Below are 18,842 nucleotides of genomic sequence, written 5' to 3'. Positions count from 1 at the left end.
ACCGCCCGCCCCCCACCCGCTCCCCGACCGCCCGGCGGCGCGGGCTTTCGGGCCGGCGCCGCTGCTGCTGCGACCTCCCACGTTTTTTCCGTACCCCTGCAACAGGCCAGCACCGGCTGCGTGCCGGTTGGCCGGAGAGACCTCATGCATACGTCCCATGTGCTGCCCCGCGCAGCGCTGTCGGTGGCGCTCGGCCTGCTGTTGGCCAGCGGCCATGCCGGCGCCCAGACTTCCACCGCCCCTGCGCCACTGAGCCAGGCCGAACTCAGCCAACTGGTCCAGCGGCAGGCGCTGCAGATCCAGCAGCTTGAAGCCCGGTTGCGTGCAGTGGAGGGCAATGCTGCGCCGGCCGCTGCACCGGCATTGGAGCAGCGCGTCGCCGCCGTCGAAACGGCCCAGTCCAAGGCGCCGAAGGTATCCTGGTCCAAGGGCGCACCGGAATTCAGCAGTGCCGATGGCGAATCCACATTCCGCCCGCGCGGACGCTTGTTCGTGGATCAATCCAGCACCTCCGGATCCGGATACGGTGCGCGCAACCTGTCGGGCACAGAAATCCGTTCGGTGCGCCTGGGCGCGGAGGGCCGTCATGGCGTTCTGGGCTACGTGGTGGAAGGTGATTTCGCCGACAACGCGGTGGCGTGGAAGTCCGTGTACGCCAGCGTGGATCACACGCTGTTCGGGCAGGTGGCTGACCTGACCATCGGCAATCGCCTCAATGACCGCGGTCTGGATGGCTCCAGCAGTACGTCCAACACGCCGTTCCAGGACCGCAACGTGGTCGGCACACTGATGCTGCCGCAACGCGGCCTGTTCGGTGTCGGTCTGACCGAGCGGGTGTACGGCAACGGATGGCACGCCAGCGTTTCGGTGGCCGGCAACGATCTCAACAACAGCGGCAGCGACAATGACAGTCTGACCTGGGCCACGCGCGTGCACTGGAATCCAGTGTTGGGCAGGAACGCGACCGTGCATCTGGCCGGCTGGGCGTTCCACGAGGAGATATCCGCGGGCGCCTCCGGTGTGCTGCGCTCATCTGCGATCAGTGGTCACTTCAACGACGAGATCAAGATTGCGCCGGGCACGCTGCTCGGCGCCGAACGCAGCAATGCCTGGGGACTGGAAGCCGCAGGCTTCTTCGGGCCGTTCTGGACCAGTGGCGAATGGGGTACCCGCACGCTGCGGGGCGTGGATGCGCGGGGCCGCTATGATCTGGATCATGCGGCGTGGGCGGTCGGGGCAGGGTGGTTCGTTTCCGGCGCGCGGCCGTCGTACTCGGCCAAGGCCGGCACCTGGGGCAAGGTCAAGGTCGCCGAGCCAGTCACCGCAGGCGGGCATGGCGCCTTCGAGCTGAAGGCGCGCTATGAGGATGTCGATTACGCAGAACTCCCCACCGGCGGTACCGGCCGGGCCTGGACGGTCGGCGGCAACTGGTACCTGAACGACTACAGCCGGGTGATGCTGGATGTGGTCCGTTGGCGGACCGACAACCGCGGTGGCGCTTACACCGGTCCTGACGAGGGCACGACCTTCAACACCCGTCTGCAGCTGGTGTTCTGAACGCAGGGCAGGGGGCGCTTGAGCCCCGATCGCCCTGGATGCTGGCGGTATGCCCTCGCAGGTATGTATAATTCGTACATACCGAAGAGGGCCTACCCATGGAAGCCACTGTTGCTGAACGCGGACAGATCACGCTGCCCAAGGCCGTGCGTGATGCCCTGGGGCTGACCAAGGGCACCCAGTTGACCGTGGAGCTGGAAGGCGGCCGGATCATCCTGCGCAAGAGCGTGGACGATGCGATCTCGCGCGCCCGCGGCAAATTCGCACTCGATGGCTTCGAATCGTCCGAGGCCGCGGTGAAGGCTGTCCGTGACGAAGAGTGAGCCCGCCATGATCGCCGTCGATTCGCCGGTGCTGATCGAACTGCTCAGCAACGGCCCGCAGGCCGATGCCGTGGAGGCCTGCCTGCGGCAGAGCCTGGTCGGCGGGCGCGTGGTGGTCTGCGGCGCGACCCTGGCCGAGCTGTGTGCCTCGCTGCGCGGCGGCGCCGAAGTGCTTGAGGCCCTGGAGGAGATGGGGGTCCATTTCAACGCGCTGGAGGCGAAATCCGCCCTGCGCGCCGGCGAGATGCAGCGCCGCCACCGGCAGCGTGGCCAAGGCCGGCGCAGCCTGGACGACTTCATGGTGGGGGCCCATGCACTGCTGCAGTGCGATGGCCTGATCACCTGGAACGACACGTTTTACCGCGACTACTTCAAGGGCCTGAAGCTGATCGTGCCGCACGCCTGAGCCCATACTTTTAAACCGCATTCTTTCAAAGAATCACCCGGGAGTTGTCATGTTGGAAGCCTACCGCCACCACGTAGCCGAGCGCGCCGCGCTTGGCATCCCGCCGCTGCCGCTGAGCGCCCAGCAGACGGCCGACGTCATCGAGCTGCTGAAGAACCCGCCCGCCGGCGAAGCCGAGTTCCTGCTGGAACTGCTGACCCACCGCGTGCCGGCCGGCGTCGATGACGCGGCCAAGGTCAAGGCCTCGTACCTGGCCGCGATCGCCCTGGGCAGCGAAGTCAATCCGCTGATCACGCGCGAGCGCGCCACCGAACTGCTGGGCACCATGCTCGGCGGTTACAACGTCGCCCCGCTGGTCCAGCTGCTGGACGACAGCGCCGTGGGTGCCATCGCCGCCGATGCGCTGAAGAACACCCTGCTGGTGTTCGATGCGTTCCACGACGTGCAGGAAAAGGCCAAGGCCGGCAACGCGAACGCCCAGGGCGTGCTGCAGAGCTGGGCCGATGCCGAATGGTTCACCAGCCGTCCGCAGGTGCCGGAAAGCCTGACCATCACCGTGCTCAAGGTGACCGGCGAAACCAACACCGACGACCTGTCGCCGGCCCCGGACGCCACCACCCGCCCGGACATCCCGCTGCACGCCTTGGCGATGCTGAAGAACAAGCGTGATGGCATCGAGCCGGAAGAAGACGGCAAGCGCGGCCCGGTCAAATTCATCGAATCGCTGAAGGACAAGGGCCACTTGGTCGCCTACGTGGGCGACGTGGTCGGTACCGGTTCCAGCCGCAAGTCGGCCACCAACTCGGTGCTGTGGTTCACCGGCGAAGATATTCCGTTCATTCCGAACAAGCGCTTCGGCGGCGTGTGCCTGGGCTCGAAGATCGCGCCGATCTTCTACAACACGATGGAAGACGCCGGCGCGCTGCCGATCGAACTCGACGTGTCGCAGATGAACATGGGCGATGTGATCGAGCTGCGCCCGTACGACGGCAAGGCCCTGAAGGACGGCGCGGTCATTGCCGAGTTCAAGGTGAAGTCCGACGTGCTGTTCGACGAAGTGCGCGCCGGTGGCCGCATTCCGCTGATCATCGGCCGCGGCCTGACCGCCAAGGCGCGTGAAGCGCTGGGCCTGGCCCCGACCGATCTGTTCCGCCTGCCGATGGACCCGCCGGATACCGGCAAGGGCTTCTCGCTGGCGCAGAAGATGGTCGGCCGCGCCTGTGGCCTGCCGGAAGGCCAGGGCATGCGCCCGGGTACCTACTGCGAACCGAAGATGACCTCGGTGGGCTCGCAGGACACCACCGGCCCGATGACCCGTGACGAGCTGAAGGACCTGGCCTGCCTGGGCTTCTCGGCCGACCTGGTGATGCAGTCGTTCTGCCACACCGCAGCGTACCCGAAGCCGGTGGACGTCAAGACCCACCACACGCTGCCCGAGTTCATCTCCACCCGTGGCGGCATCTCGCTGCGCCCGGGCGACGGCGTGATCCACAGCTGGCTCAACCGCATGCTGCTGCCCGACACCGTCGGCACCGGCGGTGATTCGCACACCCGTTTCCCGGTGGGCATTTCGTTCCCGGCCGGCTCGGGCCTGGTCGCCTTCGCGGCGGCCACCGGCGTCATGCCGCTGGACATGCCCGAATCGGTGCTGGTCCGCTTCAAGGGCAAGATGCAGCCGGGCGTGACCCTGCGTGACCTGGTCAACGCGATCCCGCTGTACGCGATCAAGTCCGGTCTGCTGACCGTGGCCAAGGCCGGCAAGAAGAACATCTTCTCCGGCCGCATCCTGGAAATCGAAGGTCTGCCGGAGCTGAAGGTCGAGCAGGCGTTCGAACTGTCCGATGCCTCGGCCGAACGTTCGGCCGCCGGTTGCTCGGTGCACCTGAACAAGGAGCCGATCATCGAGTACCTCACCAGCAACATCACGCTGCTGAAGTGGATGATCGCCGAGGGTTACCAGGACGCCCGTTCGCTGGCGCGCCGCATCGAGAAGATGGAAGCCTGGCTGGCCAACCCGGAGCTGCTGGCCCCGGATGCCGACGCCGAGTATGCCGCCGTCATCGAGATCGACCTGGCCGACATCCACGAGCCGATCGTGGCCTGCCCGAACGACCCGGATGACGTGAAGACGCTGTCCGACGTGGCCGGTGCGGCGATCGACGAAGTGTTCATCGGTTCGTGCATGACCAACATCGGTCACTTCCGCGCGGCCGCCAAGCTGCTGGAAGGCAAGCGCGACATCCCGACCAAGCTGTGGGTGGCCCCGCCGACCAAGATGGATGCTTCGGAGCTGACCAAGGAAGGCCATTACGGCACCTTCGGCACCGCCGGTGCACGCATGGAAATGCCGGGCTGCTCGCTGTGCATGGGCAACCAGGCGCAGGTGCGCGAAGGCGCGACGGTGTTCTCGACCTCGACGCGCAACTTCCCCAACCGTCTGGGCCGCAACTCCAACGTGTACCTGGGTTCGGCCGAACTGGCCGCGATCTGCTCGCGTCTGGGTCGCATCCCGACCAAGGAAGAGTACATGGCCGACATCGGCGTGCTGGATGCCAGCAGCAAGGACATCTACCGCTACATGAACTTCGACCAGATCGAGGACTACCAGGAAGTGGCCGGTACGGTTGCTGCCTGATCCGGGCGCCGGGCGGTGCCCGGCTCCGATGGCCATCGACCGTTGGTCGATGGATGAGAGACTAAAACACCCGGCGCGAGCCGGGTGTTTTTGTTACGGGAGAACCTGGGTGGCGGAGAGGTCAGCCTGTGGCGGCGCGCCGCTGCTGCCGGTCTCGTCGCCTGACGCGCTCTGCTGTTCGTCCGCCGACTTGCTGCAGGTCTGCGGTGCAGGGCGCACCTGCTGTGGCGACAGGCTGCCGTCGGCCTTCACCTGGCGGATGTGCAGGCGACACATGCTTTCGGCCACATCCATCTCGACCTCGTAGTCCTGACCTGGCCTGGGCACGAACTGTGCCGACAGCGTGCCCGCGCAGTGATAGTTGGCACTGTTTTCAATGCGGGCGTCGACAATGAGCGGTTTGCCGCCCGCCACCTCGTATTCTTCGTAGTTGGGCATGGAAAACAGCACGCTCTTCATGTTGCGCACCGTATTGGTCTCGGGGATGCCGATCACGATGTTCTTCGGGGCGCCGCCGAACAGGCCGCCGATGGCCCGCGCGTTGGACCGCTTGACCTCGATCTTGCCGCGATAGTCAGTGCTGCAGGTCGCCTCGGTATACACGGTGATGCCGCGTCCCGAGGCGCCGAAGATACGTACTCGTGCCGGCGGGACTACGCCGCCCGCATAGTCACTCAGGTCTTCGGTCGCAAGCGGGCGCGGGTAGAACGTGGGCATCTTTCTGGCCAGCTGGCCCACACAGTTCAGCGCAATCTCCGAGGAGGCAAGCTTGACCATGGCGTAGTCGTTGGCCTGCCATTGGTCCAGTGTGGCGGTTCGGTCGCTGTTGCTGCAGGTGGTCACCCCGTCCAACGTTCCATCGGCCCATCGCTGTTCGACCGAGGTACGGTGGTTGAGCCGGTATACCGGATTGTCGCGGCGATTGCCTTGGTGGACCAGCGCCCACTGGCCGACCAGGAACCGCAACGTGCTGCCTCCTGAGGGCAAGGCATCGGGAGCATGGCGAAAGTAGCTGGCCACCATTGCGTTGGCCATTGCGGGCATCAGCGTGATGCCCGGGCTCGGTTGGCTGTCGATGGTGCTACCGGGCAGCTTGTCGCGCAGGTAGTACTTGGGTCGGTTGTCGCCGAACACCTTTCCCAGGCCGGTCTGGTTGAGACTCTTGCTGTCCTCTGGCGTGACGATGCGCAGGACAAGGTCGGTCTGGCCGCGCCATAACGAGGTGGTGTCCGGGGCGCTATCGATCCGCACCCGGTCGGCCCAGTTGGCAGGATTCTCCGGGAGGGTGGCCGCGCCGACATTGTCGTTTGCGGGGGCCGCATTCGCGGCTGCCGAGGCGAGCAGAAGAGGGGCCAACAGGCGCCTGCTTGTGGGGGAAAGGCGTAATGCCATGATCTAACTCCTTGAAGGGCAAAAACAGAAACGCCGGCCATTCCTGGACCGGCGATGTTCATTGTGACGGACAAGAATGCAGGCGTGCGGCTACGCGATCAGCGGTCAACCCCGGGCCAACGCCATCAATCGCTCTGCAATCCGCTCCAGCGGCACCATTTCCTCGGCCGCGCCGATCCTCACTGCGCTGCCCGGCATGCCCCAGACCACGCTGGTGGCTTCATCCTGCACGAGGGTGGGGGCGCCGGCGTTGCGAAGATCCAGCAAGCCGCGGGCACCGTCGTCGCCCATGCCGGTCAGGATCGCGCCGATCGCGTTGGCGCCGGCGCTTTCGGCCACCGAGCGGAACAGGACATCGACCGCCGGCTTGTGCCGGTTGATCGGCGGGCCGTCGTCGATCCGGCAGCGCCAGCGGGCGCCGTCGCGGATCACGCGCAGGTGCTTGCCACCGGGCGGCAGGTAGGCGTGGCCGGGCAGGACCGCTTCGCCGTCGCTGGCTTCGCGCACGGACATTGCAGAATGGCGGTCCAGGCGCTCGGCGAACGGGGTGCTGAACTGCGCCGGCAGGTGCTGGGTCATCACCACGGCCGGGGCATCGGCAGGCAGGCCTTCCAGCACCACGCGCAGGGCCTCGGTGCCCCCGGCGGAGGCGCCGATCGCGATCAGGCGGTCGGTGGTGCGGAACTGGATGGAGCGCGGTGTCGCCACCGGCGCCACGGCACCCAGGGTGATCCGCGGCGGATTGGGCCGGGACAGCGGGCGCACGCGCGAGCGTGCGGCCATCTTGACCTTGGCGATGATCTCGTCGGCGTAGCCCTGCAGGCCACGGGCGACATCCAGCTTGGGCTTGGACACGAAGTCCACCGCGCCCAGCGCCAATGCCTGCAGCGTGGTGTCAGCGCCACGCTCGGTCAGCGAGGAGATCATCACCACCGGCAGCGGATGCAGGCGCATCAGGTTTTCCAGGAAGGCCAGGCCATCCATCCGTGGCATTTCCACGTCCAGGGTGATCACGTCCGGCGCCAGGCGCTTGATCTTCTCGCGCGCCAGCAGGGGGTCGGCAGCGGTGCCGACGACCTCGATGCCGGGATCGCTGGCGAGGATCTCGCTCAGCATCTGGCGGACGACCGCCGAGTCGTCGACGATCAGCACTTTGCAGGGCACACCGTGGGTCATTCGAACAGCTCCACGCCGCCGGTGACCGGGGCCTTGGACAGGCGGGCGCGCACGGCCGATTCGGTCGCGGCCACTTCGGCTTCATGCGCGTGCGGCAGGCGCTGCACGACCACGCGGCCGGTATCGGCGAAGAACCACACCTTGCGTGGATGGATGCCGCACAGGTCCTCGGCGATGATTGGAATGTGCTCGGCCTGCAGGTACTGGCGCACGAACTCGGCGTTGCGGGTGCCGACCGGGTTGCTGGTGAAGCCCTTGAGCACGTTGGCCCCGCCGAACACCTTGGCCTCCAGCCGCTTGCGGTGTGCGCCGCGCTTGAGCAGATCGTTGATCAGCAGTTCCATCGCGTAGCTGCCGTAACGCGCGGGCGCGCCATCACCGACGTTGCCCTCGGGCAGCAGGAAGTGGTTCATGCCGCCGATCTTGAGCACTGGATCGCGCAGGCAGGCGGCCACGCAGGAGCCCAGCGTGGTGGTCAGTGCGGTGTTGTCATCCACGGCCAGGTACTGGGTCGGCAGCAGCTTGGCGGCGGTCACCTGGAAGCGGCTGTCGAAATAGCGCATCACCTCGTCGTTACGGATCGGCAGACTCATACCGGTGCTCCCGGCGCGCGTTTGTACAGCGTGCGGCCGCAGGGCTGGATCAGGTCGGCGGCGTGCAGGTAGTTCTCCGAGTGGCCGGTATAGAGCAGGCCGTCATCGCCCATGTGCTGGATGAGACGCGAGAGGATCCCGCGCTGGGTCGGTTTATCGAAATAGATCATCACGTTGCGGCAGAACAGGGCATCGAACGGGCCGCCGACGTCGTAACGGTTGGCGAGCAGGTTGAGCGGGCGGTAGTCGATGAGGTCACGCAGGGCCGGATTGACCCGGCAATGGCCTTCGTTGGGCCCGGTACCGCGCTGGAAGTAGCGCTTTCGGAGGGCCGGATCCAGCCCGGCGACGCGGTCGATCGCGTACACGCCGCGGCTGGCGGTGGCCAACACCTGGGTGTCCACGTCGGTCGCCAGGATGCGTACCGGCGGTTTGAGCGTGCCAAAGGTCTCGCAGGCCGTGATGGCCATCGAGTAGGGCTCTTCGCCGGTCGAAGCCGCGCATGACCACAGCTGCAGCGTGCCATGGCCGGCGCGAAGGCGCAGTTCCTCGGTGAGCTTCTCGAAGTGGTGCGGTTCGCGGAAGAACGCGGTGAGGTTGGTGGTCAGCGCGTTGGTGAACGCCTGCCATTCGTCACCGCCGTGGGCTTCGAGCTGGTCCAGGTAGTCGCTGAAGCTGCGCATGCCGAGCGCACGCAGCCGCCGCGACAGCCGTCCATAGACCATGTCGCGCTTGGCCGGCGCCAGCGAGATGCCGACGCGCTGGTAGATCAGCTCGCAGACGCGGCGGAAGTCACGGTCGGCGAACTCGAATTCGCGAGCGTTCGGTGAAGCGGCGTTGGCGGGGGGCGTGGACACGGGCGGACTCGCAGGGGAAGGGGGTGCGGTGATCGCGGGATCGCCGCGGGAACTCAGAATGCTTGCCAGTTGCCGTCATCGGCCGGCGTGCTGCGCGGGGTGCGCACCGGGGCGGCGGCAGGCGGTGCCGGCGGTACCGGGCGGCTGGGGCGGCGCATCGGGGCCAGCTCGGCAACCGCACGGGCGGTCACGGCACTGACCGCCTGGGCGACCTGATTGTCCAGCCGGAAGATCGCCACCGCATCGGCCAGCTGGGTGGCCTGTTCTTCCATCGCGCGTGCGGCGGCAGTGGCTTCTTCCACCAGGGCGGCGTTCTGCTGGGTGGTCTCGTCCATCTGCACCACGGTCTGATTGACCTGGTCGATGCCGGCGGACTGTTCCTGCGAGGCAGCGGAAATCTCGGCCATGATGTCGGTCACGCGCTGCACCGAGGCCACGATCTCGCCCATGGTGGCACCGGCCTGGTTGACCAGCTGGGAGCCCTCGGCGACCTTGCCGACGGAGTCGTCGATCAGGCCCTTGATCTCCTTGGCCGCGCCGGCCGAGCGCTGGGCAAGCGTGCGAACCTCTGAGGCGACCACCGCAAAGCCGCGGCCCTGCTCGCCGGCACGCGCGGCTTCCACCGCGGCGTTCAGCGCCAGGATATTGGTCTGGAAGGCGATGCCGTCGATGACCGAGATGATCTCGGCGATCTTCCTGGAGGAGGTCTGGATCGCGGCCATGGTGGTCACCACTTCGCCAACGACGTTCCCGCCCTGGGAGGCCACCGTGTGTGCGCCGATTGCCAGCTGGTTGGCCTGGCGGGCATGTTCGGCGTTCTGGCGCACCGTGGAGGTGAGTTCCTCCATCGAGGCGGCGGTCTCTTCCAGGTTGGCGGCCTGCTGCTCGGTGCGGCGCGACAGATCGCTGTTGCCGGTGGCGATTTCACCGGCGGCCAGGTTGATGCTGCCGGCGGCCTCCTGGATCTGGCCGACGATCTGGGTCAGCTGCGCAACGGTGGCGTTGGCATCGTCACGCATGGTGGCGAAGACGCCCTGGAAATCGCCGTGCATGCGCGCGGTCAGATCGCCTTCGGCAATGGCCGACAACAACTGCGAGAGCTTGCCCAGGTTCTCATCGCTGACCTGCATCATCGCGTTGAGGTGACCGATCATCCGGCGGAAATCGTGATCGAAGCGGGCGGCATCGCCCCGCTGGCTGAAATCGCCGGCGGCGGCGGCCGCAGCCAGGCGCTGGATCTCGCCATTGATGCTGCCCAGGTTCTGCTTGACCGCATCGACGGTGCTGGTGATGGCGGCCTTCTCCCCCGGGTAGCGCGCGATATCCGCGCTGAGGTCGCCCTGTGCGTAACGCTGCACCACCGCCAGTACTTCGTCCATGGTCTGCACGTGCGCGCCGACCAGGGTGTTGGTCTCGTGCACCATCAGGCCGTACTCGCCGGGGAAGGCGGTTTCGTCCATGCGGTAGCCGGTGTTGCCGGCGTCATGGCGGCTGGCCATCTCGCGCTGGCCGCTGATCACCGCGTGCAGCTGTTCCTGCATGCGCGCCATGCTTTCCAGCAGGCGGCCGGGTTCGTCATGGGCCTGCTCGCCGATGCGGCTGTCCAGCTTGCCGCGGGCGATGCTCTCGGCCACATGGGTGGCCTGGCGCAGGGGCAGGGTGATGCGGTTGCCGATCAGCCAGCTCAGCGCCAGCACGATCAGCACCACGCCGCCGCCGGTCGCCGCCATGATGGCGGTGAACACCAATGCCTGCTGCTGCACATCGTCCATGTAGACGCCGCTGCTGATCACCCAGTTCCATGGTGCGTACATGCCGGCATAGGCGACTTTCTCCACCACCTTCTCGGTGCCCGGCTTGGCCCACTGGTAGGAGACGAAGCCGCCGCCGAGGCGGGCCATGCCGATCTGGTCGTAGTACACGCGCACCCCGTCATCGGTGCGGTAGTCCTTCATGTCCTGCCCGATCAGCTCCTTGCGGAACGGATGCATGAGCATGCGGTAGTTCGTGTCGTACACGTTGAAGTAGTAGGTGTCGCCGTCGGCACGCATGCTTTCCAGCGCCGTCAGCGCGGCCTGCTTGGCCGCGGCTTCGGTCAGTTCACCGCTGTCCGCCAGCCGGTGGTAGTGCTCCAGGATGCCGTAAGTAAGCTCGACCTGGGTCTTCAGGCTGTCCTTGCGGGTGTCGGTCAGATCCAGGTACTGCATGCGCGCAGCGACCACCGACAGGGCGATGACACCCAGGGCGATCAGCACGGTCAGCAGGTTGAGCTTGCGCCTGACGGACAGGTTGGAGAAATACGGGTTCCAGCGGCGGAATAGATTCATGGGCAGGGCATCTGAGCGGGCAAAAGCACGTGGCGATGCCAGGAGCACGCGGTGGCGATCACCATCCTGGCTGGCCGCGACGACGTGTCGGGCAATGCTGTTATCGGCCGGATCCGGCGAGTATTGAGTGCGTTGCCTATCGGCCATTCAGCCGGCCAACAAAAAACCCCGGTGCCGAAGCACCGGGGCCTGTCATTCACAACACGCCGCAGGGCGGCTTAGAACTCCTGCCAGTCGCCGTCGGCCAGTTCGGTGGCCACCGGGCGCGAGGCCGGGCGACGCACTGCAGCCTGCGCCAGCGGCGCGCGGACGGCGCGCGGCGGGGCTGCCACGACCGGAGCGGGTGCGAGCTCATGCTCGTCCAGCTTGAAGATCGACACCGCATCGGTCAGATGGCCGGCCTGTTCTTCCATCGCACGGGCGGCGGCGGTGGCTTCTTCCACCAGCGCGGCGTTCTGCTGGGTGGTCTCATCCATCTGCACCACGGTCTGGTTGACCTGCTCGATGCCGGCGGACTGCTCCTGCGAGGCCGCGGAGATCTCGGCCATGATGTCGGTCACGCGCTGCACCGAGGCGACGATCTCGCCCATGGTGGCGCCCGCCTTCTGCACCAGCGCCGAGCCATCATTGACCTTGCCGACGGAGTCGTCGATCAGGCCCTTGATCTCCTTGGCCGCACCGGCCGAACGCTGGGCCAGGGTGCGTACTTCGGAGGCCACGACCGCGAAGCCGCGCCCCTGTTCACCGGCGCGTGCCGCTTCGACGGCCGCGTTCAACGCGAGGATGTTGGTCTGGAAGGCGATGCCGTCGATGACCGAGATGATCTCGGCGATCTTCTTGGACGAGGTCTGGATCGCGCTCATGGTCGTGACGACCTGGCCGACCACGTCACCGCCCTGCGAGGCCACGGTGTGCGCACCGATGGCGAGCTGATTGGCCTGGCGGGCATGCTCGGCGTTCTGGCGCACGGTGGACGTCAGTTCCTCCATCGAGGCCGCGGTTTCTTCCAGGTTGGCGGCCTGCTGTTCGGTACGGCGCGACAGGTCACTGTTGCCGGTGGCGATCTCGCTGGCGGCCGAGTTGATCTGCTGGCTGGAGTGCTTGATCCGGGTGACGATGCCGCTGAGCTGCTCGGCGGTGGCGTTGGCGTCGTCGCGCATCCTGGCGAACACGCCCTGGAAGTCGCCGTGCATACGCACGGTCAGGTCGCCCTGGGACAGCGCGGCGAGCAGGTTGGAGACCTGTTCGATGCTGGCCGAGTTGGCATCCAGCAGGCCGTTGAGCTGCTGGGCCAGCTGCAGGAAGAAGCCTTCCTTGCCATCGCTGTCGATGCGGCCGGAGAGGTCGCCGGCTGCGGCCTGGGCGATCACGCGGGCCACTTCGGCTTCCACCAGGGCTTCCGGAGTGCGGTCGCGCCATTCGATGACGTGGCCGACGGTCTCACCCTGTTCGTTGGCGATCGAGGAGATGACCTGGGCGAACTGGGCTTCGCCGAACTGCATCGGGCGGCGGCTGACGCCGTGCTGCTGCAGCTGGGCCAGGGTCTTGGGATCCATTTCGCTGCCGTGCTCCAGCGCGGCGGCCGACTTGCCGATCAGCGAGGCGGCGGCGTCGAAGTCCGGCAGGTCCTTGCGGATGTCGGCTTCGTACTGGCTCAGGGTCTGCTGCAGGGCGCGGTTGCTGTACACGATGGTGTGGTGCGCATCGGTCAGGTAGACGCCAGTGGAGCTGTAATCCAGCGCAGTCCGGATGCGCAGGTTCTCGCGGGCGATGGCCTGGTCGGTTTCGGTACGCTCGCGCAGATCGCGCTGCATGCGCTGCATGGCCTGCAGCAGATCGCCGACTTCATCCTTGCGGCTGACATCGATATGGCCGTCCAGCTTGCCGCTGGCCACATCGTTGGCGACCGAGACGGCGCCGCGCATGCTGCCCACCAGTGAACGGGCAAACAGATACACCAGCACCAGGCCCAGGGCGGCGCCGCCGAGCAGGGTGACGACGGTCAGCGTGGCCGAGGCGGCATAAGTGGATTCGGCTTCTTCGCGGGAGGCGCGCGAGAGGCGGTTGTCTTCGGCGATCAGCGCTTCGAGCGCGGCCGAGGCCTTGCGATGCTTGGCGCGGGTTTCACCGACAAAGGTGTCCACGGCATCGTCGGGCAGGTCCAGCTCGAGCATTTCGGTGACGGCGTCGTAGGACGCCAGCGAGTCCGTCCAATCCTTGGCGAAGGTGTCAAACAGCTTCTTCTGCTGCGGATTGTCGATCAGCGCGGGGTATTTTTTGATCGAGGCATCGATCTGGGTGCGAAGCTCCGCCGCGCGGGACTTGGCTTCGGCCTTGACGTCATCGCTGGCGCGGATGAGGCCCTGGTAAGCGGAGTTGCGGTACTCGCCGACCATGCCACGCAGCTCGCCGGCCATGCGGATGCTGTCCATCCGGGGTCCGGCCAGTTCGGTGGTGACGTTGTTGAGTGAGTGCAGGCCACGATAGGCCACGATGCCCTGCAGCAGCATTACCAGCAGGAGGACGCCGAAAGTCAGCATCAACTTGGGCATCAGTTTGAGGTTGTTGATCCACGGCATGGCAGGTGCGGTCTCCAGTGGCAAACGCGTCCGGCCGTCGGGGCCGGTTGCAGCGACCACGCCGGCCTGGGCCGGCGTGGCAGGGCGTACGGGGAATTACTTGATGTTGGCCAGCTTCAGGCCGGCCGGCGAGCTGACTTCGATTTCAGCGCGCGAGGCATCGCGGGCGATCTTGCCGATCACGCAGACGGTCTTGCCTTCCAGCGATTCCAGCGGGAAGCTGAACTTGTCGCGGTTGGCGCCGGCGATGCGGGCCGAGAAGGTGTGGCGCGGGAAAGCGCCGCCCATGTACAGGAAGGTCGGCTGGCCTTCAGAGCCTTCGGCGTACCGGGCCTTTTCGACCTTGCCGCAGACCATGCCGTCCTTGCCGACCGAGCGCGGGGCCATTTCCGGCGGAATCATTTCACCGGACTGGGCGAATGCAGTAGAGGTGGAAGAGGCGATCACGGCGACCGAGAACAGGGCAAGCAGGGACTTCATCGGGAAGATTCTCCGGGGATATGGGCAGTTGGCCCGGCCATGGGCGATCCAGTGCAGCCGGGTTCTGAAACCAGCTATCGGCCGGTCCGGGCGGAACTGAAGCACGTTTTTTCGTCAGCGGCCGCCACGGTACGTACCGGGCGCAGACAGCGCTTTGTTCTGTGACGTATGTCTCAGGCTGCGACGTCGTCGATGACCGGGGCCTGGCCCATGTCGGCGCTGTCGAGCAGGGTTTCGATATCCAGCAGGATCAGCATGCGATCGTCCTGGGTGCCGATGCCGGAGATGAAGCGGGTATCGACGGCGGCGCCGAACTCGGGCGTCGGGCGGATCTGATCGGCAGCCAGCGGGATGACGTCGGAGACGCTGTCGACGACGATGCCGACGACGCGGTCTTCGACGTTGAGCACGATCATGACGGTGAAGGCGTCGTAGGTGGCATTTTCCAGGCGCAGCTTGAGGCGCAGGTCGATGACGGGGACGATGGTGCCGCGCAGGTTGATGACGCCTTTGATGTAGTCCGGGGCATCGGGGACGCGGGTGACGGAGTCGTAGCCGCGGATTTCCTGGACTTTAAGGATGTCCACGCCGTAGTGCTCGGCGCCGAGGGTGAAGCTGAGGTATTCGCCGCCGTCGCTGGCGGCGTTGGTATTCTTGTCGTTCATCGAGGGGTCCTGGGTCGGGCGTGGCGGTCGAATAACCGGGGGTCACGCTGGATATCGGCCTGGCCGGGGGCGACTTTAGGGTGCTTGGCGAGAGCAACGGCGTTGGCGGTGCTGCGTTCGGCGGCTGGGCTGGTGTGGGTGGGGGCGTGTCCCGCCAACCCACCCGCGCCGACCCGGTCACGCAGCATCAAACCGCCGAGCAGTTGAGGCAGCCATCAACTCTCCCCATTCTTCCTCGCACTGCGCTGCCGGTCGATGCGGAAGATGTAGCGCTGGATCGCGCTGTCGCCACCGCGCGGGAGGTCGTCGAAGCGCATGCCGATGCGCTTCATCTCGACACCGTTGGGCAGCTTGACCGCCAACTGGTTGCAGACGATCAGCGAGACATGCAGCGGGCTGCCGTCGGGGAGGTCGAGCTGGGCGGCGTAGCGTTTCTGCAGGGAGAATACGTTGCAGTCCACCGGCACCGTGACGGCCAGGCCGCCGCCGCTGATGTCCACCACGCGCAACTGCAGGATCTCACTGCGGTCTTCGTTGATCGGGAACTGCAGGTGGGGCGAATCGGTGATCGGCGTTTCCAGCCGGTACAGTTCGCGGCGCTGCAGGTGCACCAGCTCGTCGGGGAAGGGCACGCGGAAAGCAACATGCCCTTCGTTGCGAACGCGTTCCAGGCCATCCAGGCGGAAGCGCACCATCACCCGGTCCAGCTGGGCGAAGCAGAGCAGGTGGCCGGCGTCTTCGGCGGCGCGGTTGGCGGGCTCGGACGGGCTGCCGTCCAGCAGCAGCCAATCGTCGTCTTCGTCCAGTTCCAGCACCGCGGTGGGGAAGGATTGATCGCGGCCGCCCAGATGGGCGTTGATCAACGAACGCTGGTCGATCAGCGCCTGCAGCAACTGCCGGATCTGGCGGGGATTGCGGACCAGGTACCTGTCATCCGTGCCGTCGTCGTGCGCGGCATGGGATCGGTCGTGTGCGTCGAGGCTGCCTTCGGACATGGAATCTGCTGAGTTGGGCGGGTGCTGGCATGCGTAGATGCCGGGGCTCAGTCCGTTTATCGGCAGTAGTTCACATTTATGTAGGGGAATTGTGCGGCTGTGGCGTGGCATGGCACCGGCGAAACGACGACACCCCGCCGGAGCGGGGTGTCGAAGGTCGATCGATCACGTGCCGAACGCGATCAGAATTCCTGCCACTCGGTATCGTTGGCCAGGGCCGGTTCACGGCTCATGACACGGCGGGGCGCGGCCACCACGCTGCGCGGCTTGGCCGGTGCCGCAGCGCGCGGCGGGGCGGGTGCGCGGATGACGGCTGCGGGTGCTGCGTGCGCCTGGCCCTCCAGCTTGAACAGCGCGACCGCATCGGTCAGATGGCCGGCCTGTTCTTCCATGGCACGGGCGGCGGCGGTGGCTTCTTCCACCAGCGCGGCGTTCTGCTGGGTGGTCTCATCCATCTGCACCACGGTCTGGTTGACCTGCTCGATGCCGGCGGACTGCTCCTGCGAGGCCGCGGAGATCTCGGCCATGATGTCGGTCACGCGCTGCACCGAGGCGACGATCTCACCCATGGTAGCGCCGGCCTGGTTGACCAGTTGCGAGCCTTCGGCGACCTTGCCGACCGATTCGTCGATCAGGCCCTTGATCTCCTTGGCCGCGCCGGCCGAGCGCTGGGCCAGGGTGCGCACTTCGGAGGCGACGACCGCGAACCCACGACCCTGCTCACCGGCACGGGCGGCTTCCACCGCGGCGTTCAGCGCCAGGATGTTGGTCTGGAAGGCGATGCCGTCGATCACGGTGATGATGTCGGCGATGCGGCGCGAGGAGGCGTCGATCTCGTGCATGGTGCTGACCACGCGGCCCACCACATCACCGCCCTGCGACGCGACCGAGTGCGCGCCGATGGCAAGCTGGTTGGCCTGACGGGCGTGTTCGGCGTTCTGGCGCACGGTGGAGGTCAGTTCCTCCATCGAAGCCGCGGTTTCTTCCAGATTGGCGGCCTGCTGCTCGGTACGGCGCGACAGATCGTTGTTGCCCGAGGCGATCTCGCCGGCCGCGGTGCTGATGCTGGAGGACGCCTGCTGGATGCGGCCGACGATCTGGGTCAGCTGGGCGACGGTGGTGTTGGCGTCGTCGCGCATCGAGGCGAACACGCCGTGGAACTCGCCCTGCATGCGCGCGGTGAGGTCGCCGTTGGCGATGGACTGCAGCAGGTGCGAGAGCTGGGACAGATTGCCGTCGGCGACCTGCATCATCGTGTTGAGGTGCTCGATCATGACCCGGAAGTCGTGGTCGAAGCGCGTCGCATCGCCACGCTGGGTGAAGTCACCTGCAGCAGCGGCCTGGGCCAGCGACTGGATTTGGGTGTTGATCGCCAGCAGGCTCGCCTTGGCCGCATCCATTGATTCGTGCAGGATCGCGCGGGTGCCGGGCAGGCGGCGGGCGTTCGGCGAGAGGTCGCCGGCGGCGTACTGGTTCAGGACGTTGATCGCGTCCTTGATTGAATCCAGGTGCTCGAAGATCACCGTGTTGATGCCAACGGCCAGCTGGCCATACACGCCCGGAAAATCTTCCGGAATACGGTGGCTGATGTCCGGGCCGGCGTGCATTTCCACCATCTGCTGGGTCTGCTCGGAGAAGCGGCGCAGCATCACGGTCATGTCGCGGGTGGCGGTCAGCATCTTGCCGGCTTCATCCTTGCTGGTGGCCTGGATGTTGACCGACAGATCGCCACGGGCGACCGACTGGATGGCGTGCACGGCCTGGCCGAGCGGGCGGGTGATGGCGCGCGAGATCACGACGCCCATCACGGCAGCCAGCAGCGACAGCAGCACGATGCAGCCGATGATCGCGTAAACGCTGTTCTGGTGCGTGGCGTTGGCGCTCTCGATGCGGCTGGCCATCACGCCGTTGCTGAACTCACCCAGGTCCTTGAGCGCGGCGAACAGCGCACGGCGCGCCGGGCGCGATTGTTCATCGGAAATCTGCTGGGCAGTGACGCCGTCGCCGGCGGCGATGGCATCCTTGATCAGGCCGTTGGCCTTGAAGTAATCGGCGGTGCGGGCGGCAACCACTTCGTACAACTGACGTTCCTTGTCGCCGGCCGGCAGCAGCGCGTAGGCGGCCAGCTCGGCGTTGACGATCTTGCCGGTGTCGGCCATGCGCTTGTCGTAGTCGGCGACCGACTCCGGCTTGTCCAGCACGGTCAGCTGGGCCATTTCGTAGGTGCGGAACTCGCCGAGCTGCGCACGCACTTCGCCCAGGTGCTGCACGGAGGGAATGTCGTTGGTGCTCATCGCGCGCAGCTGGGCGTTGGCTTCGCCCAGGCGGAGCAGGGCGAAGCTGCCCAGGGCCAGTGTCATCAACGTGGTGAGGGTGAAGCCTACCGCCAGCTTGCGGGCGATGGGCAGGTCGTGGAACCACTTCATGATTGGAACTCCGGGCAGGGCAGTGACGCACAGCCGTGGGGTGCTGGGCGGAATCAGCGGGGATGGGAGAGAGTGGAGCGGAGGAGCGCGACGGTTGCCGTGGTCGCTACTTCGGATAGCGGCGCTGATCGACCGCAACTTGATAGTGCTGCGTCACATTTTTTTCACGTTTGCCATCACGGTTCAGCGGGCGGCGATGGTTGCTGTTGCAAGGGTTTGAGCGGGCTCGTCCGTACGCAAGCGGACGGTGGGAGGGGATGCTCGCTGCCATCGTCCGCTGATGGAGTTCACAGTTCCGCGCACCGTGATCACCGACGCCCACGCACGCCCACAAACGAACGCCGCCGCTCCCGGGGGAGCGGCGGCGTCGGGGACAGCATGCTGTAGGCGCGTTATGCGGCCTGTGGCACCTTGAGCGACCGCACCAGGCC

At 66.4% G+C, this 18,842-nt stretch carries 15 protein-coding genes; 5 read left to right on the top strand and 10 right to left on the bottom strand.

Annotated elements, in window-relative coordinates; all coding sequences use genetic code 11:
* Positions 1 to 144: 144 nt before the first annotated feature.
* The 4 genes from QMX81_RS16110 to acnB all read left to right on the top strand — a co-directional run bounded on the left by QMX81_RS16110 (position 145) and on the right by acnB (position 4,921).
* The gene (locus QMX81_RS16110) at positions 145 to 1,557 is read left to right on the top strand and encodes a porin (RefSeq protein ID WP_282262994.1); all 1,413 of its coding nucleotides are present in this window, start codon (positions 145 to 147) and stop codon (positions 1,555 to 1,557) included.
* Between the two features lie 98 nt (positions 1,558 to 1,655).
* Complete coding sequence (locus tag QMX81_RS16105) at positions 1,656 to 1,880, top strand: AbrB/MazE/SpoVT family DNA-binding domain-containing protein (RefSeq protein WP_121036708.1); 225 nt, start codon at positions 1,656 to 1,658, stop codon at positions 1,878 to 1,880.
* Positions 1,881 to 1,887: 7 nt separating this feature from the next.
* Positions 1,888 to 2,286, top strand: coding sequence for a type II toxin-antitoxin system VapC family toxin (locus QMX81_RS16100; RefSeq protein WP_121036709.1), 399 nt, complete (start codon positions 1,888 to 1,890; stop codon positions 2,284 to 2,286).
* A gap of 49 nt (positions 2,287 to 2,335) precedes the next feature.
* Positions 2,336 to 4,921: a bifunctional aconitate hydratase 2/2-methylisocitrate dehydratase gene (gene acnB / locus QMX81_RS16095; protein ID WP_152150751.1), complete on the top strand. Its 2,586-nt coding sequence runs from the start codon at positions 2,336 to 2,338 to the stop codon at positions 4,919 to 4,921.
* 93 nt (positions 4,922 to 5,014) lie between these two features.
* Here the strand turns inward: acnB and QMX81_RS16090 are convergent, their stop codons facing one another.
* The 5 genes from QMX81_RS16090 to QMX81_RS16070 all read right to left on the bottom strand — a co-directional run bounded on the left by QMX81_RS16090 (position 5,015) and on the right by QMX81_RS16070 (position 11,266).
* Positions 5,015 to 6,313: a hypothetical protein gene (locus QMX81_RS16090; protein WP_147433822.1), complete on the bottom strand. Its 1,299-nt coding sequence runs from the start codon at positions 6,311 to 6,313 to the stop codon at positions 5,015 to 5,017.
* A gap of 105 nt (positions 6,314 to 6,418) precedes the next feature.
* Positions 6,419 to 7,489: a chemotaxis response regulator protein-glutamate methylesterase gene (locus QMX81_RS16085; RefSeq protein WP_282262987.1), complete on the bottom strand. Its 1,071-nt coding sequence runs from the start codon at positions 7,487 to 7,489 to the stop codon at positions 6,419 to 6,421.
* A complete protein-coding gene (gene cheD / locus QMX81_RS16080) occupies positions 7,486 to 8,082 on the bottom strand; it encodes a chemoreceptor glutamine deamidase CheD (RefSeq protein WP_121036713.1) in 597 nt (198 codons plus the stop codon). The genes QMX81_RS16085 and cheD overlap by 4 nt, the downstream gene beginning before the upstream one ends.
* Entirely contained in the window at positions 8,079 to 8,939 is an 861-nt protein-coding gene (locus QMX81_RS16075) for a CheR family methyltransferase (protein ID WP_121036714.1), read from the bottom strand. Before QMX81_RS16075 ends, cheD begins: the two co-directional genes overlap by 4 nt.
* A 53-nt stretch (positions 8,940 to 8,992) precedes the next feature.
* A complete protein-coding gene (locus QMX81_RS16070; RefSeq protein WP_282262981.1) occupies positions 8,993 to 11,266 on the bottom strand; it encodes a methyl-accepting chemotaxis protein in 2,274 nt (757 codons plus the stop codon).
* 51 nt (positions 11,267 to 11,317) lie between these two features.
* Between QMX81_RS16070 and QMX81_RS16065 the strand changes: the two genes are divergently transcribed.
* On the top strand, positions 11,318 to 11,488 hold the full coding sequence (locus QMX81_RS16065) for a hypothetical protein (RefSeq protein ID WP_282262979.1): 171 nt from the start codon (positions 11,318 to 11,320) through the stop codon (positions 11,486 to 11,488).
* Here the strand turns inward: QMX81_RS16065 and QMX81_RS16060 are convergent.
* The 5 genes from QMX81_RS16060 to QMX81_RS16040 all read right to left on the bottom strand — a co-directional run bounded on the left by QMX81_RS16060 (position 11,485) and on the right by QMX81_RS16040 (position 18,411).
* Positions 11,485 to 13,845 carry a methyl-accepting chemotaxis protein gene (locus QMX81_RS16060; protein WP_282262977.1) on the bottom strand — a complete coding sequence of 787 codons (2,361 nt, stop codon included), beginning with the start codon at positions 13,843 to 13,845 and terminating at the stop codon, positions 11,485 to 11,487. The two genes, QMX81_RS16065 and QMX81_RS16060, sit on opposite strands and share 4 nt — an antisense overlap.
* Before the next feature lie 96 nt (positions 13,846 to 13,941).
* Positions 13,942 to 14,325 carry a hypothetical protein gene (locus QMX81_RS16055; RefSeq protein ID WP_121036717.1) on the bottom strand — a complete coding sequence of 128 codons (384 nt, stop codon included), beginning with the start codon at positions 14,323 to 14,325 and terminating at the stop codon, positions 13,942 to 13,944.
* Positions 14,326 to 14,498: 173 nt separating this feature from the next.
* Entirely contained in the window at positions 14,499 to 14,990 is a 492-nt protein-coding gene (locus tag QMX81_RS16050) for a chemotaxis protein CheW (RefSeq protein ID WP_121036718.1), read from the bottom strand.
* Between the two features lie 215 nt (positions 14,991 to 15,205).
* Positions 15,206 to 15,985, bottom strand: coding sequence for a flagellar brake protein (locus QMX81_RS16045; RefSeq protein ID WP_121036719.1), 780 nt, complete (start codon positions 15,983 to 15,985; stop codon positions 15,206 to 15,208).
* A 182-nt stretch (positions 15,986 to 16,167) separates the two neighbouring features.
* A complete protein-coding gene (locus QMX81_RS16040; protein WP_152150760.1) occupies positions 16,168 to 18,411 on the bottom strand; it encodes a methyl-accepting chemotaxis protein in 2,244 nt (747 codons plus the stop codon).
* Positions 18,412 to 18,842 lie beyond the last annotated feature (431 nt).

This window comes from Stenotrophomonas sp. PS02301, assembly GCF_029959485.1.
In the GTDB taxonomy this organism is placed as follows: Bacteria; Pseudomonadota; Gammaproteobacteria; order Xanthomonadales; family Xanthomonadaceae; genus Stenotrophomonas; species Stenotrophomonas maltophilia_Z.
The sequence above is the reverse complement of the archived record's forward strand: the minus strand, read 5'-3'. Positions and strand labels throughout refer to the sequence as shown.

Coding starts and splice junctions, on each gene's coding strand:
- QMX81_RS16110 (WP_282262994.1), top strand. CDS start 145: ATGCATACGTCCCATGTGCTGCCCCGCGCAGCGCTGTCGGTGGCGCTC.
- QMX81_RS16105 (WP_121036708.1), top strand. CDS start 1,656: ATGGAAGCCACTGTTGCTGAACGCGGACAGATCACGCTGCCCAAGGCC.
- QMX81_RS16100 (WP_121036709.1), top strand. CDS start 1,888: ATGATCGCCGTCGATTCGCCGGTGCTGATCGAACTGCTCAGCAACGGC.
- acnB (WP_152150751.1), top strand. CDS start 2,336: ATGTTGGAAGCCTACCGCCACCACGTAGCCGAGCGCGCCGCGCTTGGC.
- QMX81_RS16090 (WP_147433822.1), bottom strand. CDS start 6,313: ATGGCATTACGCCTTTCCCCCACAAGCAGGCGCCTGTTGGCCCCTCTT.
- QMX81_RS16085 (WP_282262987.1), bottom strand. CDS start 7,489: ATGACCCACGGTGTGCCCTGCAAAGTGCTGATCGTCGACGACTCGGCG.
- cheD (WP_121036713.1), bottom strand. CDS start 8,082: ATGAGTCTGCCGATCCGTAACGACGAGGTGATGCGCTATTTCGACAGC.
- QMX81_RS16070 (WP_282262981.1), bottom strand. CDS start 11,266: ATGAATCTATTCCGCCGCTGGAACCCGTATTTCTCCAACCTGTCCGTC.
- QMX81_RS16060 (WP_282262977.1), bottom strand. CDS start 13,845: ATGCCGTGGATCAACAACCTCAAACTGATGCCCAAGTTGATGCTGACT.
- QMX81_RS16055 (WP_121036717.1), bottom strand. CDS start 14,325: ATGAAGTCCCTGCTTGCCCTGTTCTCGGTCGCCGTGATCGCCTCTTCC.
- QMX81_RS16050 (WP_121036718.1), bottom strand. CDS start 14,990: ATGAACGACAAGAATACCAACGCCGCCAGCGACGGCGGCGAATACCTC.
- QMX81_RS16045 (WP_121036719.1), bottom strand. CDS start 15,985: ATGTCCGAAGGCAGCCTCGACGCACACGACCGATCCCATGCCGCGCAC.
- QMX81_RS16040 (WP_152150760.1), bottom strand. CDS start 18,411: ATGAAGTGGTTCCACGACCTGCCCATCGCCCGCAAGCTGGCGGTAGGC.